This is a genomic window from Streptomyces sp. NPDC034037 (genome assembly GCF_055575715.1).
In genome coordinates this window covers 42,420-63,429 of record NZ_JBVISC010000006.1, presented here as the reverse complement: position 1 = coordinate 63,429, position 21,010 = coordinate 42,420, and the positions used below count along the sequence as shown (strand labels likewise).

At 72.9% G+C, this 21,010-nt stretch carries 16 protein-coding genes; 13 read left to right on the top strand and 3 right to left on the bottom strand.

Annotation, left to right across the window (positions count from 1 at the left end):
* The first annotated feature begins 440 nt into the window (after window positions 1-440).
* The 5 genes from ACZ516_RS21530 to gatB all read left to right on the top strand — a co-directional run bounded on the left by ACZ516_RS21530 (window position 441) and on the right by gatB (window position 6,282).
* Window positions 441-2,549 carry a putative bifunctional diguanylate cyclase/phosphodiesterase gene (locus tag ACZ516_RS21530; RefSeq protein WP_469011600.1) on the top strand — a complete coding sequence of 703 codons (2,109 nt, stop codon included), beginning with the start codon at window positions 441-443 and terminating at the stop codon, window positions 2,547-2,549.
* Between the two features lie 171 nt (window positions 2,550-2,720).
* Window positions 2,721-3,017, top strand: coding sequence for an Asp-tRNA(Asn)/Glu-tRNA(Gln) amidotransferase subunit GatC (gene gatC, locus ACZ516_RS21525; RefSeq protein ID WP_010984178.1), 297 nt, complete (start codon window positions 2,721-2,723; stop codon window positions 3,015-3,017).
* 4 nt (window positions 3,018-3,021) lie between these two features.
* Window positions 3,022-4,515: an Asp-tRNA(Asn)/Glu-tRNA(Gln) amidotransferase subunit GatA gene (gene gatA / locus ACZ516_RS21520; RefSeq protein WP_469011388.1), complete on the top strand. Its 1,494-nt coding sequence runs from the start codon at window positions 3,022-3,024 to the stop codon at window positions 4,513-4,515.
* A complete protein-coding gene (locus ACZ516_RS21515; protein ID WP_358579402.1) occupies window positions 4,512-4,751 on the top strand; it encodes a hypothetical protein in 240 nt (79 codons plus the stop codon). Before gatA ends, ACZ516_RS21515 begins: the two co-directional genes overlap by 4 nt.
* A 16-nt stretch (window positions 4,752-4,767) precedes the next feature.
* Window positions 4,768-6,282 (top strand): Asp-tRNA(Asn)/Glu-tRNA(Gln) amidotransferase subunit GatB, encoded by a 1,515-nt coding sequence (gatB, locus tag ACZ516_RS21510; RefSeq protein ID WP_358579404.1) that lies wholly within the window; start codon window positions 4,768-4,770, stop codon window positions 6,280-6,282.
* Between the two features lie 87 nt (window positions 6,283-6,369).
* Here gatB and ACZ516_RS21505 read toward each other — a convergent pair whose 3' ends face one another.
* Window positions 6,370-7,533, bottom strand: coding sequence for an SMI1/KNR4 family protein (locus tag ACZ516_RS21505; RefSeq protein WP_469011387.1), 1,164 nt, complete (start codon window positions 7,531-7,533; stop codon window positions 6,370-6,372).
* A 227-nt stretch (window positions 7,534-7,760) separates the two neighbouring features.
* Here ACZ516_RS21505 and ACZ516_RS21500 point away from each other — a divergent pair, with 227 nt between their 5' ends.
* The 7 genes from ACZ516_RS21500 (at window position 7,761) to ACZ516_RS21470 (ending at window position 17,418) form a co-directional block, all read left to right on the top strand.
* Window positions 7,761-9,878, top strand: coding sequence for a phosphocholine-specific phospholipase C (locus tag ACZ516_RS21500; protein WP_469011386.1), 2,118 nt, complete (start codon window positions 7,761-7,763; stop codon window positions 9,876-9,878).
* Between the two features lie 237 nt (window positions 9,879-10,115).
* Entirely contained in the window at window positions 10,116-12,386 is a 2,271-nt protein-coding gene (locus ACZ516_RS21495; RefSeq protein WP_469011385.1) for an MMPL family transporter, read from the top strand.
* Window positions 12,355-12,933: a GNAT family N-acetyltransferase gene (locus tag ACZ516_RS21490; protein WP_361086372.1), complete on the top strand. Its 579-nt coding sequence runs from the start codon at window positions 12,355-12,357 to the stop codon at window positions 12,931-12,933. The genes ACZ516_RS21495 and ACZ516_RS21490 overlap by 32 nt, the downstream gene beginning before the upstream one ends.
* A gap of 35 nt (window positions 12,934-12,968) precedes the next feature.
* Entirely contained in the window at window positions 12,969-13,568 is a 600-nt protein-coding gene (locus ACZ516_RS21485; RefSeq protein ID WP_469011384.1) for a hypothetical protein, read from the top strand.
* Window positions 13,569-13,779: 211 nt separating this feature from the next.
* Window positions 13,780-13,959, top strand: a complete 180-nt coding sequence (locus ACZ516_RS21480; protein ID WP_358700080.1) for a hypothetical protein — start codon at window positions 13,780-13,782, stop codon at window positions 13,957-13,959.
* Window positions 13,960-14,026: 67 nt separating this feature from the next.
* Window positions 14,027-17,110: a helix-turn-helix transcriptional regulator gene (locus tag ACZ516_RS21475; RefSeq protein ID WP_469011383.1), complete on the top strand. Its 3,084-nt coding sequence runs from the start codon at window positions 14,027-14,029 to the stop codon at window positions 17,108-17,110.
* Window positions 17,111-17,190: 80 nt separating this feature from the next.
* On the top strand, window positions 17,191-17,418 hold the full coding sequence (locus tag ACZ516_RS21470; protein ID WP_358579423.1) for a DUF6191 domain-containing protein: 228 nt from the start codon (window positions 17,191-17,193) through the stop codon (window positions 17,416-17,418).
* 57 nt (window positions 17,419-17,475) lie between these two features.
* Here the strand turns inward: ACZ516_RS21470 and ACZ516_RS21465 are convergent, their stop codons facing one another.
* A complete protein-coding gene (locus ACZ516_RS21465) occupies window positions 17,476-18,636 on the bottom strand; it encodes a PQQ-dependent sugar dehydrogenase (protein ID WP_469011382.1) in 1,161 nt (386 codons plus the stop codon).
* A 116-nt stretch (window positions 18,637-18,752) separates the two neighbouring features.
* Window positions 18,753-19,778, bottom strand: coding sequence for an aldo/keto reductase (locus ACZ516_RS21460; protein WP_361086385.1), 1,026 nt, complete (start codon window positions 19,776-19,778; stop codon window positions 18,753-18,755).
* 117 nt (window positions 19,779-19,895) lie between these two features.
* On the opposite strand from ACZ516_RS21460, the gene ACZ516_RS21455 reads away from it, so the two are divergent.
* Window positions 19,896-20,849 (top strand): 2-hydroxyacid dehydrogenase, encoded by a 954-nt coding sequence (locus ACZ516_RS21455; protein ID WP_361086388.1) that lies wholly within the window; start codon window positions 19,896-19,898, stop codon window positions 20,847-20,849.
* Window positions 20,850-21,010 lie beyond the last annotated feature (161 nt).

The following is a 21,010-nucleotide window of genomic DNA, read 5'->3' as shown; positions in this document are numbered from 1 at the left end:
GCCTTCCGCGGCCTACTGTTGAGAGGTGCGCCTGCCGGGCCCCGCCGCGAACGGGGCATCTCCTGCTCGACAAGAGCTCGGAAGGGGGCATCCCCCGCTCGGCACGAGTCCGGGAGTTGTGCGGCCCTCGCTCGTTCGGAGCGCGGGGACGGAAGTTCCGGGCCCGGCCGCCTTTGGGCCGAGTCCGTTTGGCGTGGGCACCGCCGGCTGTGAGAGGGACGGGAATGGAACCGACCGAGAGCGCCGCCCCGTACTCACCGCTGCGCGCGCGCCGGTGGTGCGCGCCGGCCACCTGGCTGCGCGGCCGGCGGACCGTACCGGCCGCCGACCCGGGCCTCGCGAGCGGACCCGGCTGCGGCGCGCTGAGCACCGCCATCGAACCCCGTGAGCGGGCCTGGACCTCGCCCACCTCCGGATGCGGCACGGAGAGCGCCGTGGCCATGGCGGGCGGCCCCACCGAACAGGACCCCCGCGACCCCTGGCCCCTGCTGCCCCTCCTGGTCGTCGCGGCAGCCGCGTTACTCCTCGGCACCGGCTTCTTCCAGGCCCTCACGGGCCGGCACACGCTGTTCCCCGCCGGGGCGACCGGCTGGTCCCTCGCCGTCCTGACCGGCCTCATCGTCGGCCACCTCGTCGCCCTCGGCCGCGACCGCTGGTGGGGCGGCACGGGCTCCGGCGGGGCCCTCACCGTCGCCGTGCTCCTGCTGTACGGGTGGGTGCCCGCCGGCCTGGTCAGCCTCACCGTCGTCGTCCTGGTCGGCGTCGCCCGCAGGCACCGCCGGCGCCAGGGCGTGCTGCACGGCGCGGTCGACCTCCTCGGCATCGGCGCGGGCGCGCTCACCCTGGCCGCGTTCGGCACGGCGCCGACCGCCGAGTCGCCCTGGCTGCCCGAGACCTGGGACCTGTACACCGCCCCCGAAGTGGCGCTGGTCGCCGTCGCCTACCTCGTCGTCACCCGCGTCCTGCTCTGGTACGTCCACGCGCCGCGCACCGGCGCCCTGCCGACCGTCACCCGAACGGCCCTGGTCAGGCAGGGCCTTCTCGGCATCGCGCTGCTCGGCATCGCCCCGCTGATCTGCGTGGTGGCCGTCTCCCTGCCGATCCTGCTGCCGCTCTTCGCGATCCCGTTGGTCGCACTCGACTCCACCCTGTGGATCGCCCGCGCCCGGGCCGAGGAGCAGCTCAGGGACCCGCTCACCGGACTGCCCAACCGGCAGTGGCTCCTGGAGCGGACCTGGACGGCCCTCGACGACGCCGAGCGGATCGGCGCGCGCTCCGCCCTGATGCTGATCGACATGGACCGCTTCCGGTCCGTGAACGACACCCTCGGCCATCTCGCCGGGGACCGGCTGCTGCTGCAGATAGCGGACCGGCTCCGGCTCGCCCTCCCGCACGGCGCGGAGGCGGCCCGCCTCGGCGGCGACGAGTTCGCCGTGCTGCTGCCCATCGCCGACTCCACCACGTCCGCCACGCGCGTGGCGCGGCAGCTGGTGGCCGCGCTCGGCTCACCGCTCGACCTCGACGGCCTCACCCTCGTCCTGGAGGCCAGCGCGGGCCTCGCCGTCTTCCCCGACCACGCGCTCGACGCGGAGGGCCTCCTGCGCCGCGCCGACGTGGCGATGTACCAGGCCAAGCGGGACCGCACAGGCGTCGAGGTGTACGAGTCCAAGCGGGACTCCAACACCCCGGACCGCCTCGGCCTGCTGGGGGACCTGCGCCGGGCGCTGGACGCGGGCGACGTCGAACTGCACTACCAGCCCAAGGTCCGCTTCGACGGCAAGGTCGAGGGCCTGGAGGCGCTGGTGCGCTGGGTGCACCCCGAGCGGGGGAAGGTGCCGCCGGACGAGTTCATCGCCATCGCCGAGTCCTCCGGACTCATGCCGCACCTGACGGAGTACGTCCTGGAGTCGGCCCTCGGCCAGGTGGCCAAGTGGCACGCCCAGGGCCTCAAGGTCCCGGTCGCCGTCAACGTCTCCCCGCGCGACGTCCACACGCCCGGTTTCGCCGGGTCCGTCGCGGCGCGCCTGGCCCGGCACGGGGTGCCCGCGGGGGCGCTCCAGCTGGAGATAACGGAACACGTGCTCCTGGAGGACCCGCAGCGCGCCGCGGACACCCTGGCCGGGCTCACCGGCCACGGGGTCAAGATGTCCCTCGACGACTTCGGCACGGGGTACTCCTCGCTGGTCCACCTGCGGCGGCTGCCCGTCAGCGAGCTGAAGATCGACCGCTCCTTCGTGGCCCGGCTCGCCATCGACGAGGAGGACGCCTCGATCGTCCGCTGCACGGTGGACCTCGCCCATTCGCTGGGCCTGCTCGTCGTCGCCGAGGGCGTCGAGGACGACGAGACGTGGGAGCGGCTGCGGGACCTCGGGTGCGACGCGGTCCAGGGGTGGCTGGTCGCCGCCGCGATGCCTCCGGAGGAGACGACCGCCTGGCTGCGGGCCCGCGGCTCACGCGGCTGGCGCCGCCCGGCGGACGTCGCGGCGGAGGCGGCGGCGCTCGCCGAGGGCTCCGACGTGGGGGAGTCCTCGGGGCACGTGGTCAAGTAGCCCGAGACCCCGGGGTACCGGGCGGGCGCAGGCGGCAGGCGGCAGGGCAGCCCTTGAGGCGCGGCGAGAGGCCCCCCGCGGTCGGCCGCGGGGAAACCGTTTAACGGCCACACCACCTCGACCCATAGGATTGGCCCCACAACCCGCAAACTCACCCCTGAGGATCGCCGCATGCCTGGCATCACGCGCGAGGAGGTCGCCCACCTCGCCCGCCTTGCACGTCTGGAGCTGAAGGCCGAGGAGCTCGACCACTTCGCCGGACAGCTCGACGACATCATCGGCGCGGTCGCCCGCGTCTCGGAGGTCGCCGACCAAGACGTACCGCCGACCTCGCACCCGCTGCCGCTGACCAACGTCATGCGCGCGGACGAGGTCCGTCCGTCGCTCACCCCCGAGCAGGCGCTCTCGGGCGCCCCCGCCCAGGAGCAGCAGCGTTTCAAGGTGCCGCAGATCCTGGGGGAGGACTAAGAACATGACGGACATCATCAAGCTCACCGCCGCCGAGATCGCCGCGAGGATCGCCTCCGGCGAGCTGACGGCCGTCGAGGTCACCGAGGCCCACCTGGCCCGCATCGACGCCGTCGACGAGAAGGTGCACGCCTTCTTGTACGTGGACCGCGAGGGCGCCCTCGCGCAGGCCCGCGCCGTCGACGAGAAGCGCGCCCGGGGCGAGAAGCTCGGCCCGCTGGCCGGCGTGCCCGTGGCGCTCAAGGACATCTTCACCACCGAGGGCATCCCGACCACGGTCGGCTCCAAGATCCTCGAAGGCTGGATCCCGCCGTACGACGCGACGGTCACCAAGAAGCTGAAGGCCGCCGACGTCGTCATCCTCGGCAAGACCAACATGGACGAGTTCGCCATGGGGTCCTCCACCGAGAACAGCGCCTTCGGCCCGACCGGCAACCCCTGGGACCTCACCCGCATCCCCGGCGGCTCCGGAGGCGGCTCGGCCGCCGCCCTCGCCGCCTACGAGGCCCCCCTGACCCTCGGCACGGACACCGGCGGCTCCATCCGCCAGCCCGCGGCCGTCACCGGCACGGTCGGCGTCAAGCCCACCTACGGCGGCGTCTCCCGCTACGGCATGGTGGCCTTCTCCAGCTCCCTGGACCAGGGCGGCCCCTGCGCCCGCACCGTCCTCGACGCGGCCCTGCTGCACGAGGCCATCGCCGGGCACGACGAGCTGGACTCGACGTCCATCGACGCCCCGGTCCCGCCGGTCGTCGAGGCGGCGCGCAACGGCTCCGTCCAGGGCATGCGCGTGGGCGTCGTCAAGCAGTTCCGCGGCGAGGGCTACCAGGCCGGTGTCGTCCAGCGCTTCGACGAGTCCGTCGAGCTGCTGAAGTCGCTGGGCGCGGAGATCGTCGAGCTGGACTGCCCCTCCTTCGACCTCGCCCTTTCGGCGTACTACCTGATCGCGCCCTCGGAGTGCTCCTCGAACCTCGCCCGGTTCGACGCGATGCGCTACGGCCTGCGCGTCGGCGACGACGGCACGAAGTCCGCCGAGGACGTCACCGCGCTCACCCGCGAGGCCGGCTTCGGCGACGAGGTCAAGCGCCGCATCATCCTGGGTACGTACGCGCTCAGCTCCGGCTACTACGACGCGTACTACGGAAGCGCCCAGAAGGTCCGCACGCTCATCACCCGCGAGTTCGAGGCGGCCTTCGAGCAGGTCGACGTGATCGTCTCCCCGACGACGCCGACCACGGCCTTCCCGATCGGCGAGCGCGCCGACGACCCGATGGCCATGTACCTGGCCGACCTGTGCACCATCCCGACCAACCTGGCGGGCAACTCCGCCATGTCGCTGCCCTGCGGTCTCGCGCCGGAGGACGGCCTGCCCGTCGGACTGCAGATCATCGCCCCCGCCATGAAGGACGACCGCCTGTACAAGGTGGGCGCCGCCGTAGAGGCCGCCTTCGTGGAAAAGTGGGGGCACCCGCTGCTGGAGGAGGCACCGTCACTGTGAGCGCACTGAACAAGGCCAAGGGCTTCAAGAAGTCCAAGACCGGTACGTATCTGTCGATCGGCACCACCGCGTTCGGCGCGGTCTCCGTGCTCAAGCAGGCCAGGCTGGCCCGCACCGAACACGACACGCTCCGCCTCGTGGACGCCGTCGTCTCCGCTGCCGCCATCGCCACCGGCGTCGCGCTGCTCCTGCGGGAGCTCAAGCGCCTCGGCGACGACGACGTCCTGCTGGGCTGAGAGGGAAAGTTTCACCGTGACTGTCACTACCGACCTGGTGTCGTACGAGGAAGCCCTCGCGACGTACGACCCCGTCATGGGCCTCGAGGTCCATGTCGAGCTGGGCACCAAGACCAAGATGTTCTGCGGCTGCTCGACCACCCTCAAGCAGGGCGCGAACAGCCAGACCTGCCCGACCTGCCTCGGCCTGCCCGGCGCGCTGCCGGTCGTGAACGAGATCGGCGTCGAGTCGGCCATCAAGATCGGCCTCGCGCTGCACTGCGAGATCGCCGAGTGGTGCCGCTTCGCCCGGAAGAACTACTTCTATCCGGACATGCCGAAGAACTTCCAGACCTCCCAGTACGACGAGCCGATCGCCTTCAACGGCTATCTGGACGTCCAGCTGGAGGACGGCGAGGTCTTCCGCGTGGAGATCGAGCGCGCCCACATGGAGGAGGACACCGGCAAGTCCACCCACGTGGGCGGCGCGACGGGCCGCATCCACGGCGCCTCGCACTCGCTCCTGGACTACAACCGCGCCGGCATCCCGCTCATCGAGATCGTCACCAAGCCCATCGAGGGCGCGGGCGAGCGGGCCCCCGAGGTCGCCAAGGCGTACGTCGCCGAGCTGCGCGAGCTGATCAAGGCGCTCGGCGTCTCCGAGGCCCGCATGGACAAGGGCCAGATGCGCTGCGACGTGAACCTCTCCCTGCGCCCCAAGGGGCAACGGGAGTTCGGCACGCGCAGCGAGACGAAGAACGTCAACTCGCTGCGCTCCGTGGAGCGCGCCGCCCGCTTCGAGATCCAGCGCCACGCGGCGGTGCTCTCCTCCGGCGGCACGATCCTCCAGGAGACCCGCCACTTCCACGAGGAGGACGGCTCCACGACCTCCGGCCGCATCAAGGACAACGCCGAGGACTACCGGTACTTCCCGGAGCCCGACCTGGTCCCCGTGGCCCCCTCGCGGGAGTGGGTCGAGGAGTTGCGCGCCGGTCTCCCGGAGCTGCCGCGGCTGCGCCGCAACCGGCTCCGCGAGGAGTGGGGCATCTCCGAGCACGACATGCAGTCGATCCTCAACGCGGACGCCATCGGCCCGATCGTCGCCACCATCAACGCGGGCGCGGACGCCGCGTCGGCCCGCAAGTGGTGGATGGGCGAGCTGGCCCGGCACGCCAACGAGCAGGGCGTGGACCTCGGCGCGCTGCCGATCACGCCGGAGCACGTCGCCCGCGTGGCGGAGCTGGTCGCCGCGGGCGACCTGAACGACAAGCTGGCCCGCCAGGTCATCGAGGCCGTCCTGAAGGGCGAGGGCACGCCGGACGAGGTCGTCGAAAAGCGCGGCCTGAAGGTCGTCTCGGACGAGGGCGCGCTCACCGCCGCCGTCGACGAGGCCATCGCCGGCAACCCGGGCGTCGCGGACAAGATCCGCGGCGGCAAGGTCGCCGCGGCCGGGGCGCTGGTCGGCGCGGTCATGAAGGCCACCCGTGGCCAGGCCGACGCCGCCCGCGTCAAGGAGCTGATCCTGGAGAAGCTGGGCGTCAGCGAGGGCTGAGGCTCTCCACCGTCCGCGTGAGGGGGCGGCGCACCCGACAGGGGCGCCGCCCCCTCACCCGTACCCGCACGTCCGGAGGGATGACGCTCATCCGGTCCCGCGCGCTGCGAACGGCTCGAAGAACATGTGCTCCAACGGGTCCTGGTCCGGGCGCAGTCCGGGGAAGCCGGCGGTGCCCGGTCCGTCGCCGCGCAGCCAGTTCAGCAGCGTCCCGGTGAAGTTCCCCGGCAGCGGCGGCCCCTGGTCGGCGTGCCGTGGGTTGACGGCGACGCGCCACTGGTCGGGCTCGCCCTCGGTGCACCAGCCGATCACGTCCCCGTCGATGGTCGAGGCGAACGGCAGGAAGCCGCCGGGCTCCGGCCAGGCGGGCAGGGGGTAGTACTCGGGGTGCGCCTCGCGCAGGGCGCGGTAGCCCTCCAGCATCTCCTCGGCGCCGGCCGCGAGCCCGCAGCGGCCCTCCAGGTCCAGGGGAGCGGGCATGTCCAGCCACCAGCTCCAGTTCCCCGCGCCGTACCGCTCGGTGAGGGCCGTGAAGTCCGCGGGGAGCCGGGTGCCGAGCCGGGTGAAGACCTGCTCCCACGTCCCGGTGCCCAGATGGGGCGTCAGGGGCGGGGGTATGAGCGCGGTGACCGCCGCCAGGCCCTCGCCCTCGGTGAGCGCGGAGTGCTGGCGCGCGTCCACGTACGTCCCCCGGGGCGGCGGGGCCCAGGGGCCGGCACCGGCCAGCGGCGCCCAGGCGCGGACCGCCACACCGTCCCGGGCGGCCGCCGACAGGACGTCCAGCAGCGGGGCTTCGTACGACACCCAGGGCTCGGCCTCGCCGACGGCGATGGACGTGGTCAGGAGCACCACCGGCCACGCGTCCGGGTCCTCGGAGACCGAGGTGTCCCAGAACAGGTGGTCGCCGCCCGCCGTCGTGGCGAGGGCGAGGAGGCCGCCCTCCTCGGGCAGGAAGCGGCGCCGCTCCCGGGTGAACATGCCCGGCCGGATCGAGGAGTGGCGGTGGGTCTCGACGACCCAGGCCCCGTAGTCGTACCGCCCGTCCGTGCTGACGCAAGGGGTGTGCAGACGGATGGCCGCGGGGCCGCCGCCTATCTCGACCGGGCCGTACGCCGACACCAGGGCCTTGTAGTCGGCCGGGAGCGGGACTTCCAGCCAGGCCTCCACGGCCGCCCAGTCGACGGCGGGCACGGCGTCGGGCGGCGGCCCCAGCAGGTCCCTGAAGGCGGCGACGCGCTCGGTGATCTCCATGCCTCCGAGGATGGCACCCGCCACTGACAACGCCCCGAAAAGGGACATCGGGGCACCGCCGAGGCCCCCGCGTCCGGGACCTTTTGGACGTTCACCCCGACTTCGTCCCTCCGCCTTCACAAGGAAACCGGACGTCACTAGCGTCCCCGCCGAAGAGATCAATGGATCAACGGAGAACCATTGACGCCGGCCAGGGCAACAGGGCCAGGACTACTGGGAGGTCACACGTGACTCCGGAGATTTCGCGCAGACGCCTGATGGCGGTCGGCGGCGGCGCGCTCGGCGCGGCCGCCGCCGGTTCCTTCCTGCCGCCCTCGCTGCAGGAGGCGCTCGCGCACGAGCCGCCGCGGGGCGGTGGTCTCGACTCGATCGAGCACGTCGTGATCCTGATGCAGGAGAACCGTTCCTTCGACCATTACTTCGGCTCGCTGCGCGGGGTGCGCGGCTTCGGCGACCGCAACGCCATCCGGCTGCCGGGCGGCACGTCCGTGTTCGAACAGCCCGACGCCTCGCGCACCGTCCTGCCCTTCCCCGTCCGCGAGGCCGCCAAGGCGCAGCGCAAGGACCTCCAGTACATCGGCGACCTGGACCACTCCTGGGGCGGCGGCGCCAAGGCCTGGCACGGCGGCTGGATGGACGGCTGGGTCACCGCCAAGACGGCGGCCACCATGGCGTACTACACGCGCGAGGACATCCCGCTGCACTACGAACTCGCCGACACCTTCACCGTCTGCGACGCCTACCACTCCTCCATCCACTCCTCCACCAGCCCCAACCGCAACCACCTGTGGAGCGGCAGGACGGGCTACGAGGCGAACGGCAGGCGGGCCGTCGGCAACGACGCGTACGCCGAGGGCACCCACCCCGGATACGGCTGGGGCACGTACGCCGAGCGCCTGGAGAAGGCGGGCGTGAGCTGGCGGACGTACACGGAGTGGGAGAACTTCACCGACAACCAGATCGAGTTCTTCACCACCTTCAAGGCCATCGCCCGCAAGGCCCTGGCCAAGACCGGCCTCACGTACATGGAGGCCTTCTACGCCAAGGTGCGCGACGCCGCCGACGAGACCGCGCGCGCCAAGCTGCTCGCCACCCTGGACGAGGGGGTCGCCGCGCTGAGCAAGCACGAGCGGTCGCTGTTCGAGCGCGGCCTGCGGCGCGTGCCGACCGGGAAGCTCGCCGAGGAGTTCGCCAAGGACGTCGCGGGCGGCAAGCTGGCGAAAGTCACCTATCTGGTGCCCTCCGCGCTGGATTCCGAGCACCCCAGTGTCTCCTCGCCGATCCACAGCGCGACCATCGTCTACAAGATCCTCGACGCGCTCGCCTCCCGTCCTGAGGTGTGGCGGCGCACCGCCGTGTTCATCAACTACGACGAGAACGACGGCTTCTTCGACCACGTCCCGCCGCCCGTGCCCGGCGGCGCATCGCCCGAGGAGAACGAGGAGCGCTGGGAGGGCGGGCCCACCGGGCTCGGCGTGCGCGTGCCGATGCTCGTCGTCTCGCCGTGGACCGTCGGCGGCTACGTCTGCTCCGAGGTGTTCGACCACACCTCCGTCGTGCGCTTCCTGGAGAAGTGGACCGGCGTACGGGAGCCCAACATCAGCGCCTGGCGGCGCAAGGTCACCGGTGACCTCACCGGTGCCTTCGACTTCCGGCGCGCCCACCGCCGCCCGGACGTCGAGCGGCCGGGCCCCATCCCGGTCTTCACCGGACGCTGGCGGCCGCAGCCGCCCCAGGAGCAGTCCATGCCCCTCCAGGAGCCCGGCGTCCGGCGCGCCCGCCCGCTGCCGTACCAGCCCGACGCGGACGCGCGGCACGGCGAGGACGGCTCGCTCACCGTGCGGCTGCGCAACGGCGGCAGCTCCAGCGCGCACTTCGCGCTCTACCCTTACGCAGGCGAGTTCCCCCTCCCGCAGCACCAGGACGTCGTCCGCAAGGGCTCCTGGACGGTGCCGGTGCCGGGCGGCACGTACTCCTTCACCGTCACCGGGCCGAACGGCTTCCGGCGCGAGTTCGCGGGCGCCAGGCCGGGCAGCACGGGCCAGGACGGCGGCGCGCGGCTCGCCTCCGCGATCACCCGACGCGAGATCCACCTCACCCTCGCCAACCGGGGCCGCCGCGAGCTGGTCTTCACGGTCAAGCCGCTCGGCTACGTGGACGAGGACGACATCAGGCGCCGCACCCGCACCGTCCGCGTCAAGGCGGGCGGCAGCCGCACCGTCGCCTGGCACACCGACGACGAGCACGGCTGGTACGACGTGGAGGTCACCGCCGACCGCGACACCGCCTTCCGCCGCCGTCTCATGGGCCACATCGAGAACGGCCGAACGAGCGTCTCGGGCTGACGACCGCCGAGCACAGGTGCGCGGAGAGTCCCGGACACCTCCGCGCACCTCTCGTGCCCTTGTGCCCTTGTGCCCTTGTGCCCTTGTGAGGATGGCCACGAAACGGACAAAGGATCTTCCGAGGCTGTCAAGGTGTTCCCGGCGCTCATACCGCCCTTCATGCGTTCTTTGCGGGTTATTCAGTCGATTCACTGCTGTTCCCGATAAAGATCCACGAATCACCCAGGGAGCCAGTACGTGGCAGCACTCGCACGGTGGTGCGTCAGGCACCGCCTTCTCGCCGTCCTGCTCTGGCTCCTCGCGCTCGGCGGCGCCGCGAGTGCCGCGACCGTCGCCGGATCCGCGTACTCCAACGACTACGAGGTCCCCGGCACCGAGTCCGGCCGGGCGGCCCAGCTCCTGGACAAGGGGTTCCACGGCCTCGGCGGCGACAGCGACACCGTCGTCTGGCACACCGGCCCCGGCGCCTCGGTCCGCGCCGCCGACGTCGAGCGGACGATGTCCGCGACCCTGGACAAGATCGCCGAGCTGCCCGCCGTGGCCTCGGTGAACGGCCCCTACGACGCGCGGGGCGCGAGCCGGATCAGCCCGGACGGCCGCACCGCCTACGCCACCGTCACCTTCCGGGAACAGGCCGACAAGGTCGAGAAGGCGCAGGCGCAGGCCCTCGTCGACACGGCCGGGGCCGCCGAGTCCGAGGGGCTCCAGGTCGAGCTGGGCGGCACCGCCGTCGGGCTCACCGAGTCCAAGAACGCCGAGGTCGCCGAGATCATCGGGGTCGGTGTCGCCGCCGTGGTCCTCTTCCTCGCCTTCGGCTCGCTCGCCGCCTCCGCCCTGCCCATCGCGACCGCCCTGGTGTCCGTCGGCACCGCGTACGCGGGCATAGTGCTGCTCGGCCATGTGATGACCGTCGCCGACTTCGCCCCGATGCTCGGCACGCTCATCGGCCTCGGCGTCGGCATCGACTACGCCCTGTTCATCGTCACCCGGCACCGCAAGGGCCTCAGACGCGGCCTGCCCGTGGCCGAGGCCACCGAGCGCGCCGTCGCCACCACCGGGCGTGCCGTCGTCTTCGCCGGCGCCACCGTCTGCATCGCCCTGCTCGGCATGCTCATCCTGCGGCTCGGCTTCCTCAACGGCGTCGCGATCGCCGCCTCGCTGACCGTCGTCCTCACCGTCGCCGCGTCCGTGACCCTGCTGCCCGCGCTGCTCTCCTGGATCGGGCCGCGCGCCCTCAGCCGCCGCGAGCGCCGCGCACTGGCCGAGCACGGACCGCAGCCGGAGCTGCCGACCGGGCTCGCCGCCCGCTGGGCCGCCTTCGTGGAACGCCACCCGAAGCTCCTCGGCGGCGTCGCGGTCCTGGTCATGGCCGTGCTCGCGCTGCCCACCCTCACCCTGCACCTGGGCACGTCCGACCAGGGCAACAACCCGGCCACCGCCACCACCCGGCAGGCCTACGACCTGCTCGCCGACGGCTTCGGTCCCGGTGTCAACGGACCCCTCACCCTGGTCAGCGAGGTCTACGGCGCGGGTGACCGCAACGCCCTGGCCGACCTCGGCGCGACGCTGGCATCGACCGAGGGCGTCGCCTCCGTCAGCCCGGTGACGTACGACGAAGCCGGCCGCACGGCCTTCCTGACCGTCCTGCCCGACACCTCCCCGCAGTCCGGGGCGACCAGCGACCTCGTCGACCGGCTGCGCGAGGACGTGCTGCCCGCCGCCGAGGCGGACAGCTCGCTGGACGTGGCGGTCGGCGGGGTCACCGCCGGCTACGACGACTTCGCGGAGATCATCGTCGCGAAGCTGCCGCTCTTCGTGGGCGTCGTGATCGGTCTCGGCTGCGTCCTGCTCCTGCTCGCCTTCCGCTCCCTCGGCATTCCGCTGAAGGCCGCCGCGATGAACGTCGCCGCCGTCGCCTCCGCGTTCGGGATCGTCGTCACGATCTTCCAGTGGGGCTGGGGGAGCGAGCTGCTCGGGCTCGGCAGGGCCGGGCCGATCGAGCCCTTCCTGCCCGTGATCATGGTCTCCGTCCTCTTCGGACTCTCCATGGACTACCAGGTGTTCCTGGTCAGCCGCATGTACGAGGAGTGGCTGGAGACCGGCGACAACCGGCGCGCGGTGCGGGTGGGCCTCGCCGAGACGAGCCGCGTGATCAACTCCGCGGCGGTGATCATGATTTCGGTCTTCCTCGCCTTCGTCCTCAGCGGCGACCGGGTCATCGCGATGTTCGGCATCGCCCTCGCGGCGGCCGTCGCGCTCGACGCCTTCGTCCTGCGCACCCTGCTGGTTCCCGCCCTCATGCACCTGCTCGGCAACGCCAACTGGTGGCTGCCGCGCCGCCTGGACCGCCTGCTGCCGCGCATCAGCATCGAGCCGCCCGAATGTCGCTCGAACCCGCGCGACGCGCGTGCGAAGATCCCCGGACGGCGTGTGCCCCACGCGCCACCTGTGGACGTGAGTGGATCCGAGGAGCGGGATGTTCGCGATATCGCTGGGCGACGAAGCTGAGCTGCGGCCCATCGAACCCTGGCAGGCGCCGGAGTTCCTGGCGCACGTGGAGCGGGCACGGGAGTACGCCGGTCCCTGGGTGCCCTTCACCGTGACCGTCGAGGACCTCGACAGCGCGCGGGGGCACCTCCAGCGGTACGCCGACAAGCAGGCCGCCGACACCGGGCGCCTGTACGGCATCTGGCTCGCGGGCACGCTCGTCGGCGGCGTGCTCTTCCGGATCTTCGACACGGCCACCGAGAGCTGCGAGCTGGGCGTCTGGCTGGAGCCCTCGGCCGCCGGGCGCGGACTGGTCAACAAGGCCTCCCGGATCGTCGTCGACTGGGCCGTCGAGGAGCGGGGCATGCACCGCGTCGAGTGGCTGGTCTCCTCCCGCAACGACCGCAGCAAGGCCGCCGCCGCGCGGCTCGGCTTCACCCGGGACGGCGTGCTGCGGGAGAGCTTCCCCTGGCAGGGAGTGCGCCACGACATGGAGGTGTGGTCGGTGCTCGCACCCGAGTGGCGGGCGGCCCGGGACACCGCCGCGCCCGCCGACGGCGTTCGTTAAGACGGCTCTCAGACTGCGTCCGTACGGTGCGGCGCATGGGTACAAAGACGCAGGACGCGGCCGGGGCCGAGGACGTCACCGGGACCGAGGAAGTGACCGGGCCCCACGAGGCGACCGGGGCCGGGAAGGCGGCCCCGCCCGTCCCGGCGGAGAACGCCGCGACCGCCGAGGACGACACCGCCCTCGAAGAGGACGACGCGGAAGATGCCGCCGAGACCGTCCCCGCGCCCCGCAAGGCCGCCGGGGTGGGTCAGGGCGCCGCCGCCGTCGTCTCCGCCGCCCTCGGCGTGATCGGCCTCTCCGGCGGCTGGCTCGGCACGGTCGCCGCGGCCCGCTCCAACATCGTGGGGCAGCTGGAGACGGCCCGGTCCGCGAACGTCGCCGACCAGATCCAGGCCCTGTACGGCGACTCCTGGAAGATCACCGCGCTGATCGCCGGCATCTTCGCCCTCACCGCCCTGGTCACCGGCTTCGTGGTCCTCGTCAGGCCCGCGTTCGGCACGCCGGGCCAGGAGCAGGCGCCGTGGATCAAGTCCGTGGCATGGGCGGGCGTCGTGCTCGGCGTGATCGGGCTGCTCCTCGCCGTCGCCAAGTACACGGACCTGCTGCTCGGCCTCCCGTCGGCACCTTCCTGAGGCGCGTACGGAGGACATGGGCAGCGCACGAAGGGCCGGATAAGGCAGGGGCGGGTCAGGGGCTAAGGCCCCCGGCCCGCCCCTCGCCGCGTCTAAGGCCCCCCGCCCCTCGCAGATGCGGCACTCGCCCGATGTGGGGGACCCCCCTGGGAGAAGAAAGTAGAGACATCGCAGAGAGCGATGGGAAAGCCGATCACCCGAGGGGTACGAGATGTTCGAGTACGAGATGCACCAGCTCCGCGCCGCCGACCTCACCCGCGAGGCCGACCGGGGCCGCCTGCTCGCCGAGGCCCGCAAGAACCGCGCCGCCACCCGCCGAGCGGCCCGCGAGGAAGCGGAGGGGCGGGTGAACGCACACATGTGGAGGGCCCGCTTCACCCGGGCCGCCTGAGGTGAAGCGGCCCCTGACCTGGTCCACCCAGCGGAAATGGGGTGCCGCACCGTCCACGCACTGTGCGATGCTCGCGGGCGTGGAGACCAGGTCCGTGAGCCCGGTGTTCGTCGGTCGCACCGACGAACTGGCCGTATTGAACGAAGCACTCGCCCGCGCCACGGGCACCCCGCTCCAAGGAGCCGGGGGCCCGGGCACGGGCGAGCCGCAGGCATTGCTGCTCGGCGGCGAGGCAGGCGTCGGAAAGACCCGCCTCGTCGAGGAGTTCACGGCGGCCGCCGAGAAGCAGGGCGCCGTCGTCGCACTCGGCGGCTGCGTCGAGATCGGGGCCGACGGCCTGCCGTTCGCCCCCTTCTCCACCGCCCTGCGCGCCCTGCGCCGCCGGCTCCCCGACGAACTGGCCGCGGCGGCCGAGGGCCAGGAGGAGGAACTGGCCCGTCTCCTGCCCGAATTGGCGGGCGCCGCACCGCACGGCCGCGACTTCCGGGGCACCCGGTCCGACGAACAGGACATGGCGCGCCTGTTCGAGCTGACCGCCCGCCTCCTGGAGCGCCTCTCCCGCGAACGCACCGTCATCGTCGCCCTGGAGGACCTGCACTGGGCCGACGCCTCGACCCGCCACCTCCTCGCCTACCTCTTCCGCACCCTGCGCGGCGGCCGCCTCGTCCTGCTCGCCACCTACCGCGCCGACGACATTCACCGCCGCCACCCGCTGCGCCCCCTGCTCGCCGAGCTGGACCGGCTGCGCACGGTCCGGCGCGTGGAGCTCGGCCGCTTCAGCAAGGACGAGGTCGCCCGCCAGATGGCCGGCATACTCTCCGCCGAGCCCGAACAGGCCCTGGTGGACGACATATTCGACCGCTCCGACGGCAACGCCTTCTTCGTCGAGGAACTCGCGGTCGCCGCCGCGGGCGGCAGCTGCGCGAACCTCACCGACTCCCTGCGCGACCTGCTCCTCGTCCGCGTCGAGGAACTCCCCGAGGACACCCAGCGGGTGGCGCGGATCGTCGCCGAGGGCGGCTCGACCGTCGAGTACGAACTGCTCGCCGAGGTCGCCGGACTCGGCGAGGACGACCTCATCGAGGCGCTGCGCGCCGCCGTCGGCGCCAACATCCTGCTCGCCTCGCCGGAGGGCGACGGCTACCGCTTCCGTCACTCCCTGGTCCGCGAGGCCGTCAGCGACGACCTGCTGCCCGGCGAGCGCTCCCGCATCAACCGCCGTTTCGCCGAGGCCCTGGAGGCCGACCCCGGGCTCGTCGCCGCCGACCAGCGCGCCGCCCGCCTCGCCAGCTACTGGTACCACGCGCACGACGCCGCCAAGGCCCTGCCCGCCGTCCTGCGCGCCTCCGTGGAAGCCCGCCGCCGGCACGCCTACGCCGAGCAACTGCGCCTGCTGGAGCGGGCGATGGAGCTGTGGGACGACGCCCCCGACGCCGTACGCGAGGAACTGCGCCCCGCCGACTACGTCGAGGGCTACCCCGCCTGCGGCTGCGACCCCGCCACCACCCCGCTGCGCTTCCTGGACCTGATGGCCGAGGCCACCGTCGCCGGACGCCTGTGCGGCGAACGCGACCGCGCCCTGAAGATCACCAAGCGCGCCCTGCGGCTGCTGGAGGGCGACGACGACCCGCTGCGGGCCGCCTGGTTCTGGGTCTCGCGCTCCCGCCTCGTCTCCACCCTCGGCCGCGGCGACGGCTGGGACGAGATCGCCAGGGCCCAGGAGCTGATGCGCGGCCTGCCGCCCTCCGAGGTGCACGCGGACGTGCTCGTCCACCGCGCCTCCTGGGGCATGCTGCACGACCCGGGCCCCGAGACGCTCGCCGCCGCCGAACGGGCCGTCGAGTACGCCCGCATGGTCAAGGCCGACACCATCGAACTGAACGCCCGGCTCACCCGCGGCAACCTCCTCATCGAGGCGGGCGACCCGGAGAGCGGTCTCGCCGAGATGTACGAGGTCAGGGACCGCGTCGTCGAACAGGGCCTGGTCACCGACCTCAGCCGCGCCCACATCAACCTGCCCTCCGCCCTGGAGGGCGTCGGCCGCTCCGCCGAGTCCCTGAAGGTCTCGATGGAGGGCATCGAGTTCTGCCGGAAGTACGGCCTGGTGGACACCGAGGGCTGGGTGTGGGCCAACGCCGCCGAGTCCCTCGTCACCCTCGGCCGCTGGGACGACGCCACCGAGGCCGTCGCCCAGACGTACCGCCGTGTGCAGAGTTCCAAGCCCCGGGGCTCCGCCGCCCAGTGCTCCGCGCGCATGGCGCTCTTCCGCGGCGACCTCGACGCCGCCACCCGGCACCTGCAGAGCGCCTATCACCACTACGGCAGCCACGACCCGCAGCCGCAGTACATCCTGCCGTTGGCCCGCGTCTGCCTGGGCATCGCGGCGGCCGAGGGCCGCGTCCTGGACGGCCGCTCCGAGCTGGAACGCGCCCTCGCCGGCGGCTTCCCCGTCGGCACCCACCGCTACGGCTGGCCCCTGCTGCTCGCCGCCGCCACCATGGAGGCCGACGCCCGCGGCCTGCCCGCCGCCGAACCCGGCCGCCCCGCCGTCGTCGCCCGCATCCGCACCGCCGCCAAGGCCCTCGCGACCCCCCTCCCGCTCTGGCGGGCCTACGACGAGTGGACCCGCGCCGAGCTGCTGCGCTCCGAGGGCCGCGACGGCCGCGCCGACTGGACCGCCGTGGTCGCCGCCGTCGAGGTGCTCGACCGCCCCTACGACCTCGCCCGCGTCCGGCTGCGCCTCGCCGAGGCCCTGCTGGCCCCGGACGGCACCGACCGCGAGCGCGCCGCCCAGCTGCTGCGCCAGGCCGGGGAGGTGGCGCGGGGCCTCGGCGCGCGACCACTGCTGGAGGCGATCACCGGCCTCGCCCAGCGGGCCCGCCTCACCCTGGACCCCGCCGAGGCCGTGCCCGCCGACGTGCCGGCCGACCCCGCCGAGGCGCTCGGGCTGACCAGCCGCGAGCGGGACGTCCTGCGGCTCGTCGCGGTGGGCCGCAGCAACCGCCAGATAGCCGAGGAGCTCTTCATCTCCCCCAAGACGGCGAGCGTCCACGTCTCCAACATCCTCGCCAAGCTGTCCGTCACCGGCCGGGGCGAGGCGGCGGCCCTCGCCCACCGGCTGCGCCTGTTCCCGCCCGCGAGCCGGGTCTGACCTGCGCCTTTCAGCTCCCGGCCGGTTCAAGGCGGCCTCACTTACGCTTGACGACAGGAACTCGGCTCACAGGAGGCGCAGTGTTCAACGCGATCGAGGCGCTGTTTGCGCCGGGACGCAAGCACACCGACGACGAGCAGAAGCGTCTGGAGATGACCCGGGTCGACCTCGCCGACGGCGACCCGGGGCGCGGGCCCATCGACCTGTCGTCCGGCAAGGTGGTCGTCAAAGCCCCTGTCCCCGCGCCCCGCGCGGACGACACCCCGAAGCCGGAGGACCGGATACCCGACGCGGACCGAGCGGACTGAGGCGCCCCGCTCGTCCCGCCCCCACCCCGCTCGCCCCTGGAGCGAGGGCTCGAGACGTCACTCCACCTCCACCTCCAGGATCTTGTCGTCGCCCTTCTTCGGCGTGCCCCGCGAGTCCGTCTCGCTCGTGACGAGCCACAGCTTGTCGCCGCCCGCCGAGAGCACCGTGCGCAGCCGGCCGTGCTCGCCCTTGAGGAAGGACTGCGGCTCCCGCTCGCCCGTCACGCCCCGCACCGGGACGCGCCACAGCCGCTCGCCGCGCAGGCCCGCCAGCCAGATCGACCCCTCGGCGTAGGCGACACCGCTCGGTGACGCCTCCGAGGTCTTCCACTGGGCCACCGGGTCGCGCAGGCCCTTCTCACCGCCCTTGCCCTCGGCCTCGGGCCAGCCGTAGTTGCCGCCGGCCTTGATCTCGTTCAGCTCGTCCCAGGTGTCCTGGCCGAACTCCGAGGCCCACAGCCGCTTCTGCTCGTCCCAGGCCAGACCCTGCACGTTGCGGTGGCCCAGCGAGTAGACGGGGGAGCCCTCGAAGGGGTTGCCGGGGGCGGGCTCACCGTCCGGGGTGAGCCGCAGGATCTTGCCGCCGAGCGACTTCTCGTCCTGCGCCAGCTCCGTGTCGCCGGTCTCGCCCGCACCCGCGTACAGCATCTTGTCCGGACCGAAGGCGATCCGGCCGCCATTGTGGATCATGCCCTTGGGGATGCCCTTGAAGACGGTGTCCGGCGCCCCGAGTTGCTCGCCGGGGGGCTTCTTCTCGTCGTAGAGCAGCCGGGCGACACGGTTGTCCGACTCGGTGGTGAAGTACGCGTACACCATGTGGTCCGAGGCGTACGAAGGAGAGAGCGCGAGGCCCATCAGGCCGCCCTCGCCGCCGGGGGAGACGCCCGGCACCGCGCCCAGCTCCGTCTTCTCGCCCGTGGTGGCGTCGACCCGGGTGATCGTGCCCTCGTCCCGCGAGGAGACCAGGAGGTCCCCGCCGGGCAGCGCGGCGAGACCCCACGGGGAGGCGAGGTCCGTGGTGAGAGTGCGGGTGACCTTCGCGGAACCCTTCGCCGCAGGGGGCTGGGCACCCGGCCCGCCGGTCGGGGACTTGCTCGGGCTCCGCCTTCCGGCCGGACTCTCGCGGTGGTCGGTCCCGTCCTGGCCCCCGGACGAACAGCCGGCCGCGAGGACGAGGGCGGCAGCGGTCAACGCGGCCGTGACAGCGGGTCGTTGCACGATCAGGGTCCCTTCTACGCAGCGCTTTCCCCGTTCATACACCGCTTGTGCCCCGCGGGATCCCATTGCGCCGCCCGGGAGGGCGCGCGGCGCGGGGCCGCCGCCCGCCCGCGCGCTCAGTCCCACGACCCCAGCGCCGCCGGCAGCGCCTCGATGTCCGCCAGGTCCGCCGAGGTCAGCCGCACCCCGGCCGCGCCCGCGTTCTCCACCGCCCAGCGCGCGCGCTTGGCCCCGGGGATCGGGACCACGTGCCGCCCCTGGGCGAGCACCCACGCGAGCGCCACCTGCGCCGGGGTCGCCCCGTGCCGCTCCGCGACCCGGCGCAGCCCCACCACCAGCGGCTGGTTGGCCGCCATCATCTCGGCGGTGAAGCGGGGGTGGCGGGCCCGCAGATCGTCCGGTTCGAAGCCCTGGCCGGGCGTCAGCGTCCCGGTGAGGAAACCATTCCCCAGCGGCATCGCGGCCAGGAAGCCCACCCCCCGCGCCACGCACCACGGCAGCAGCTCGTCCAGCGCCTCGGGCGACCACACCGACAGTTCGGCCTCGACCGCGCTCACCGGGAAGACCTGCTGGACGCGCTCCAACTGGCGGATCGTCACCTCGTGCAACCGGGCCGAGGGCCGCCCCGCGGCCGTACGCCGATGCGCCCGCGCCCCCACCGCGCACAGCCCGAGGGCCCGCACCTTCCCGGCGGCGACCAGCTCGGCCATGGCGCCCCACGTCTCCTCGATGGGCACCTCGGGGTCGGCGCGGTGCAGCTGGTAGAGGTCGATGGTGTCGATCTGGAGCCGCCGCAGCGAGGCGTCGCAGGCCCGCTTCACATAGGCCGGGCGGCCGTTGGCGACGATATGCTGCTCGCCCACCAGCAGCCCGCACTTGGTCGACACGAACGCCTCGGCCCGCCGCTCCCGGAGCACCCGGCCGACCAGCAGCTCGTTGGTGAAGGGCCCGTACATGTCCGCGGTGTCCAGGAGCGTCACCCCGGCGCCGGCGGCGCCGGTGGCGTCCAACGCGGCGTGCACGGTGCGCAGCGACGCGTCGCCGCGCTGCCGCGAGCCGGTGTATGCCCAGCTCATCGGCATGCAGCCGAGTCCGACGGCGCCCACTTCGAGCGCCCCCGCGCCGATCGTCCTGCGCTCCACCTGGCCGTACCCTCCCACTCCCCGTCCGGAGATCACCCAAACTAGCCGCTGCCACCTCGCGCCCGACCGCGGCCTCCCCACGGACCGCGCACGACCTGGCGCATTAGCCTCCAGGGCATGACGACAGACGTATGGCTTCCGTTCGAAGCAGACGAGATCCAGGGCCTGCCCGACGCGTCGAAGGCCGGGTTCGCCTACCGCCACTGGGACGGCGGCGCGGACTTCCCCGCCGACCCGGCCGACTGCGTCTTCTACGCGGTGCCCTACATGAAGGCCGGCGAGGTCGCCGTGCGCCCCCTGCCCGCGATGACCTCGCTGCGTGTCGTGCAGACCCTGACCGCCGGCATCGACCACGTGCAGCCGGGGCTCCCGCGGCTGGCACCCGGCGTACAGGTGTGCAACGCCCGAGGGGTGCACGAGGCCAGCACCGCCGAACTAGCCCTCACCCTGATCCTCGCGTCGCTGCGCGGTGTCCCGCGCTTCGTCGAGGGACAGCGGCGCCAGGAGTGGCGGTCCGGTTTCTACCCGGCGCTGGCCGACAAGTCCGTGCTCATCGTGGGCCACGGGGCCATCGGTTCCGCCGTCGAGGACAGGCTCACCCCCTTCGAGTGTGCGCGGGTGGCGCGCGTCGCGCGCTCCGCCCGTGACACAGAGCGCGGCCCCGTGCATCCGCTCACCGAGCTGCCCGCCCTGCTGCCCGAGGCCGACGTCGTCGTGCTCTGCACGCCCCTCACCGAGGACACCCGGGGCCTGGTGGACGCCGGTTTCCTGGCCCGCATGAAGGACGGCGCGCTGCTCGTGAACGTCGCCCGCGGCCCGGTCGTCGACACCGCGGCGCTCCTCGCCGAACTGGAGTCCGGCCGCTTGATCGCCGCCCTCGACGTGACCGACCCGGAACCGCTGCCCGCAGGTCACCCGCTGTGGCACGCTCCTGGAGTGCTCATCAGCCCGCACGTGGGCGGCTCCACGTCCGCCTTCTTGCCCCGCGCCCACCGTCTGCTCGCCGCGCAACTGACCCGGTTCGCCGAGGGCCGCCCTCTTGACAACGTCGTGCATCGGACGGCCGGTTGATCGTTTGAGGCCGTTCCGCGCACGCTACGCGCTCGTATATGTGCGCCCCGTGTTCACTTCCCCGTCGGCGGTCACGCAGCGTAGAGGTGCTATGTCCCTGTGTGACGGGCCTGGTGTATCGTCCCGACTGGGGACGCGCCGTGGACCATGCGGCGCCGGGG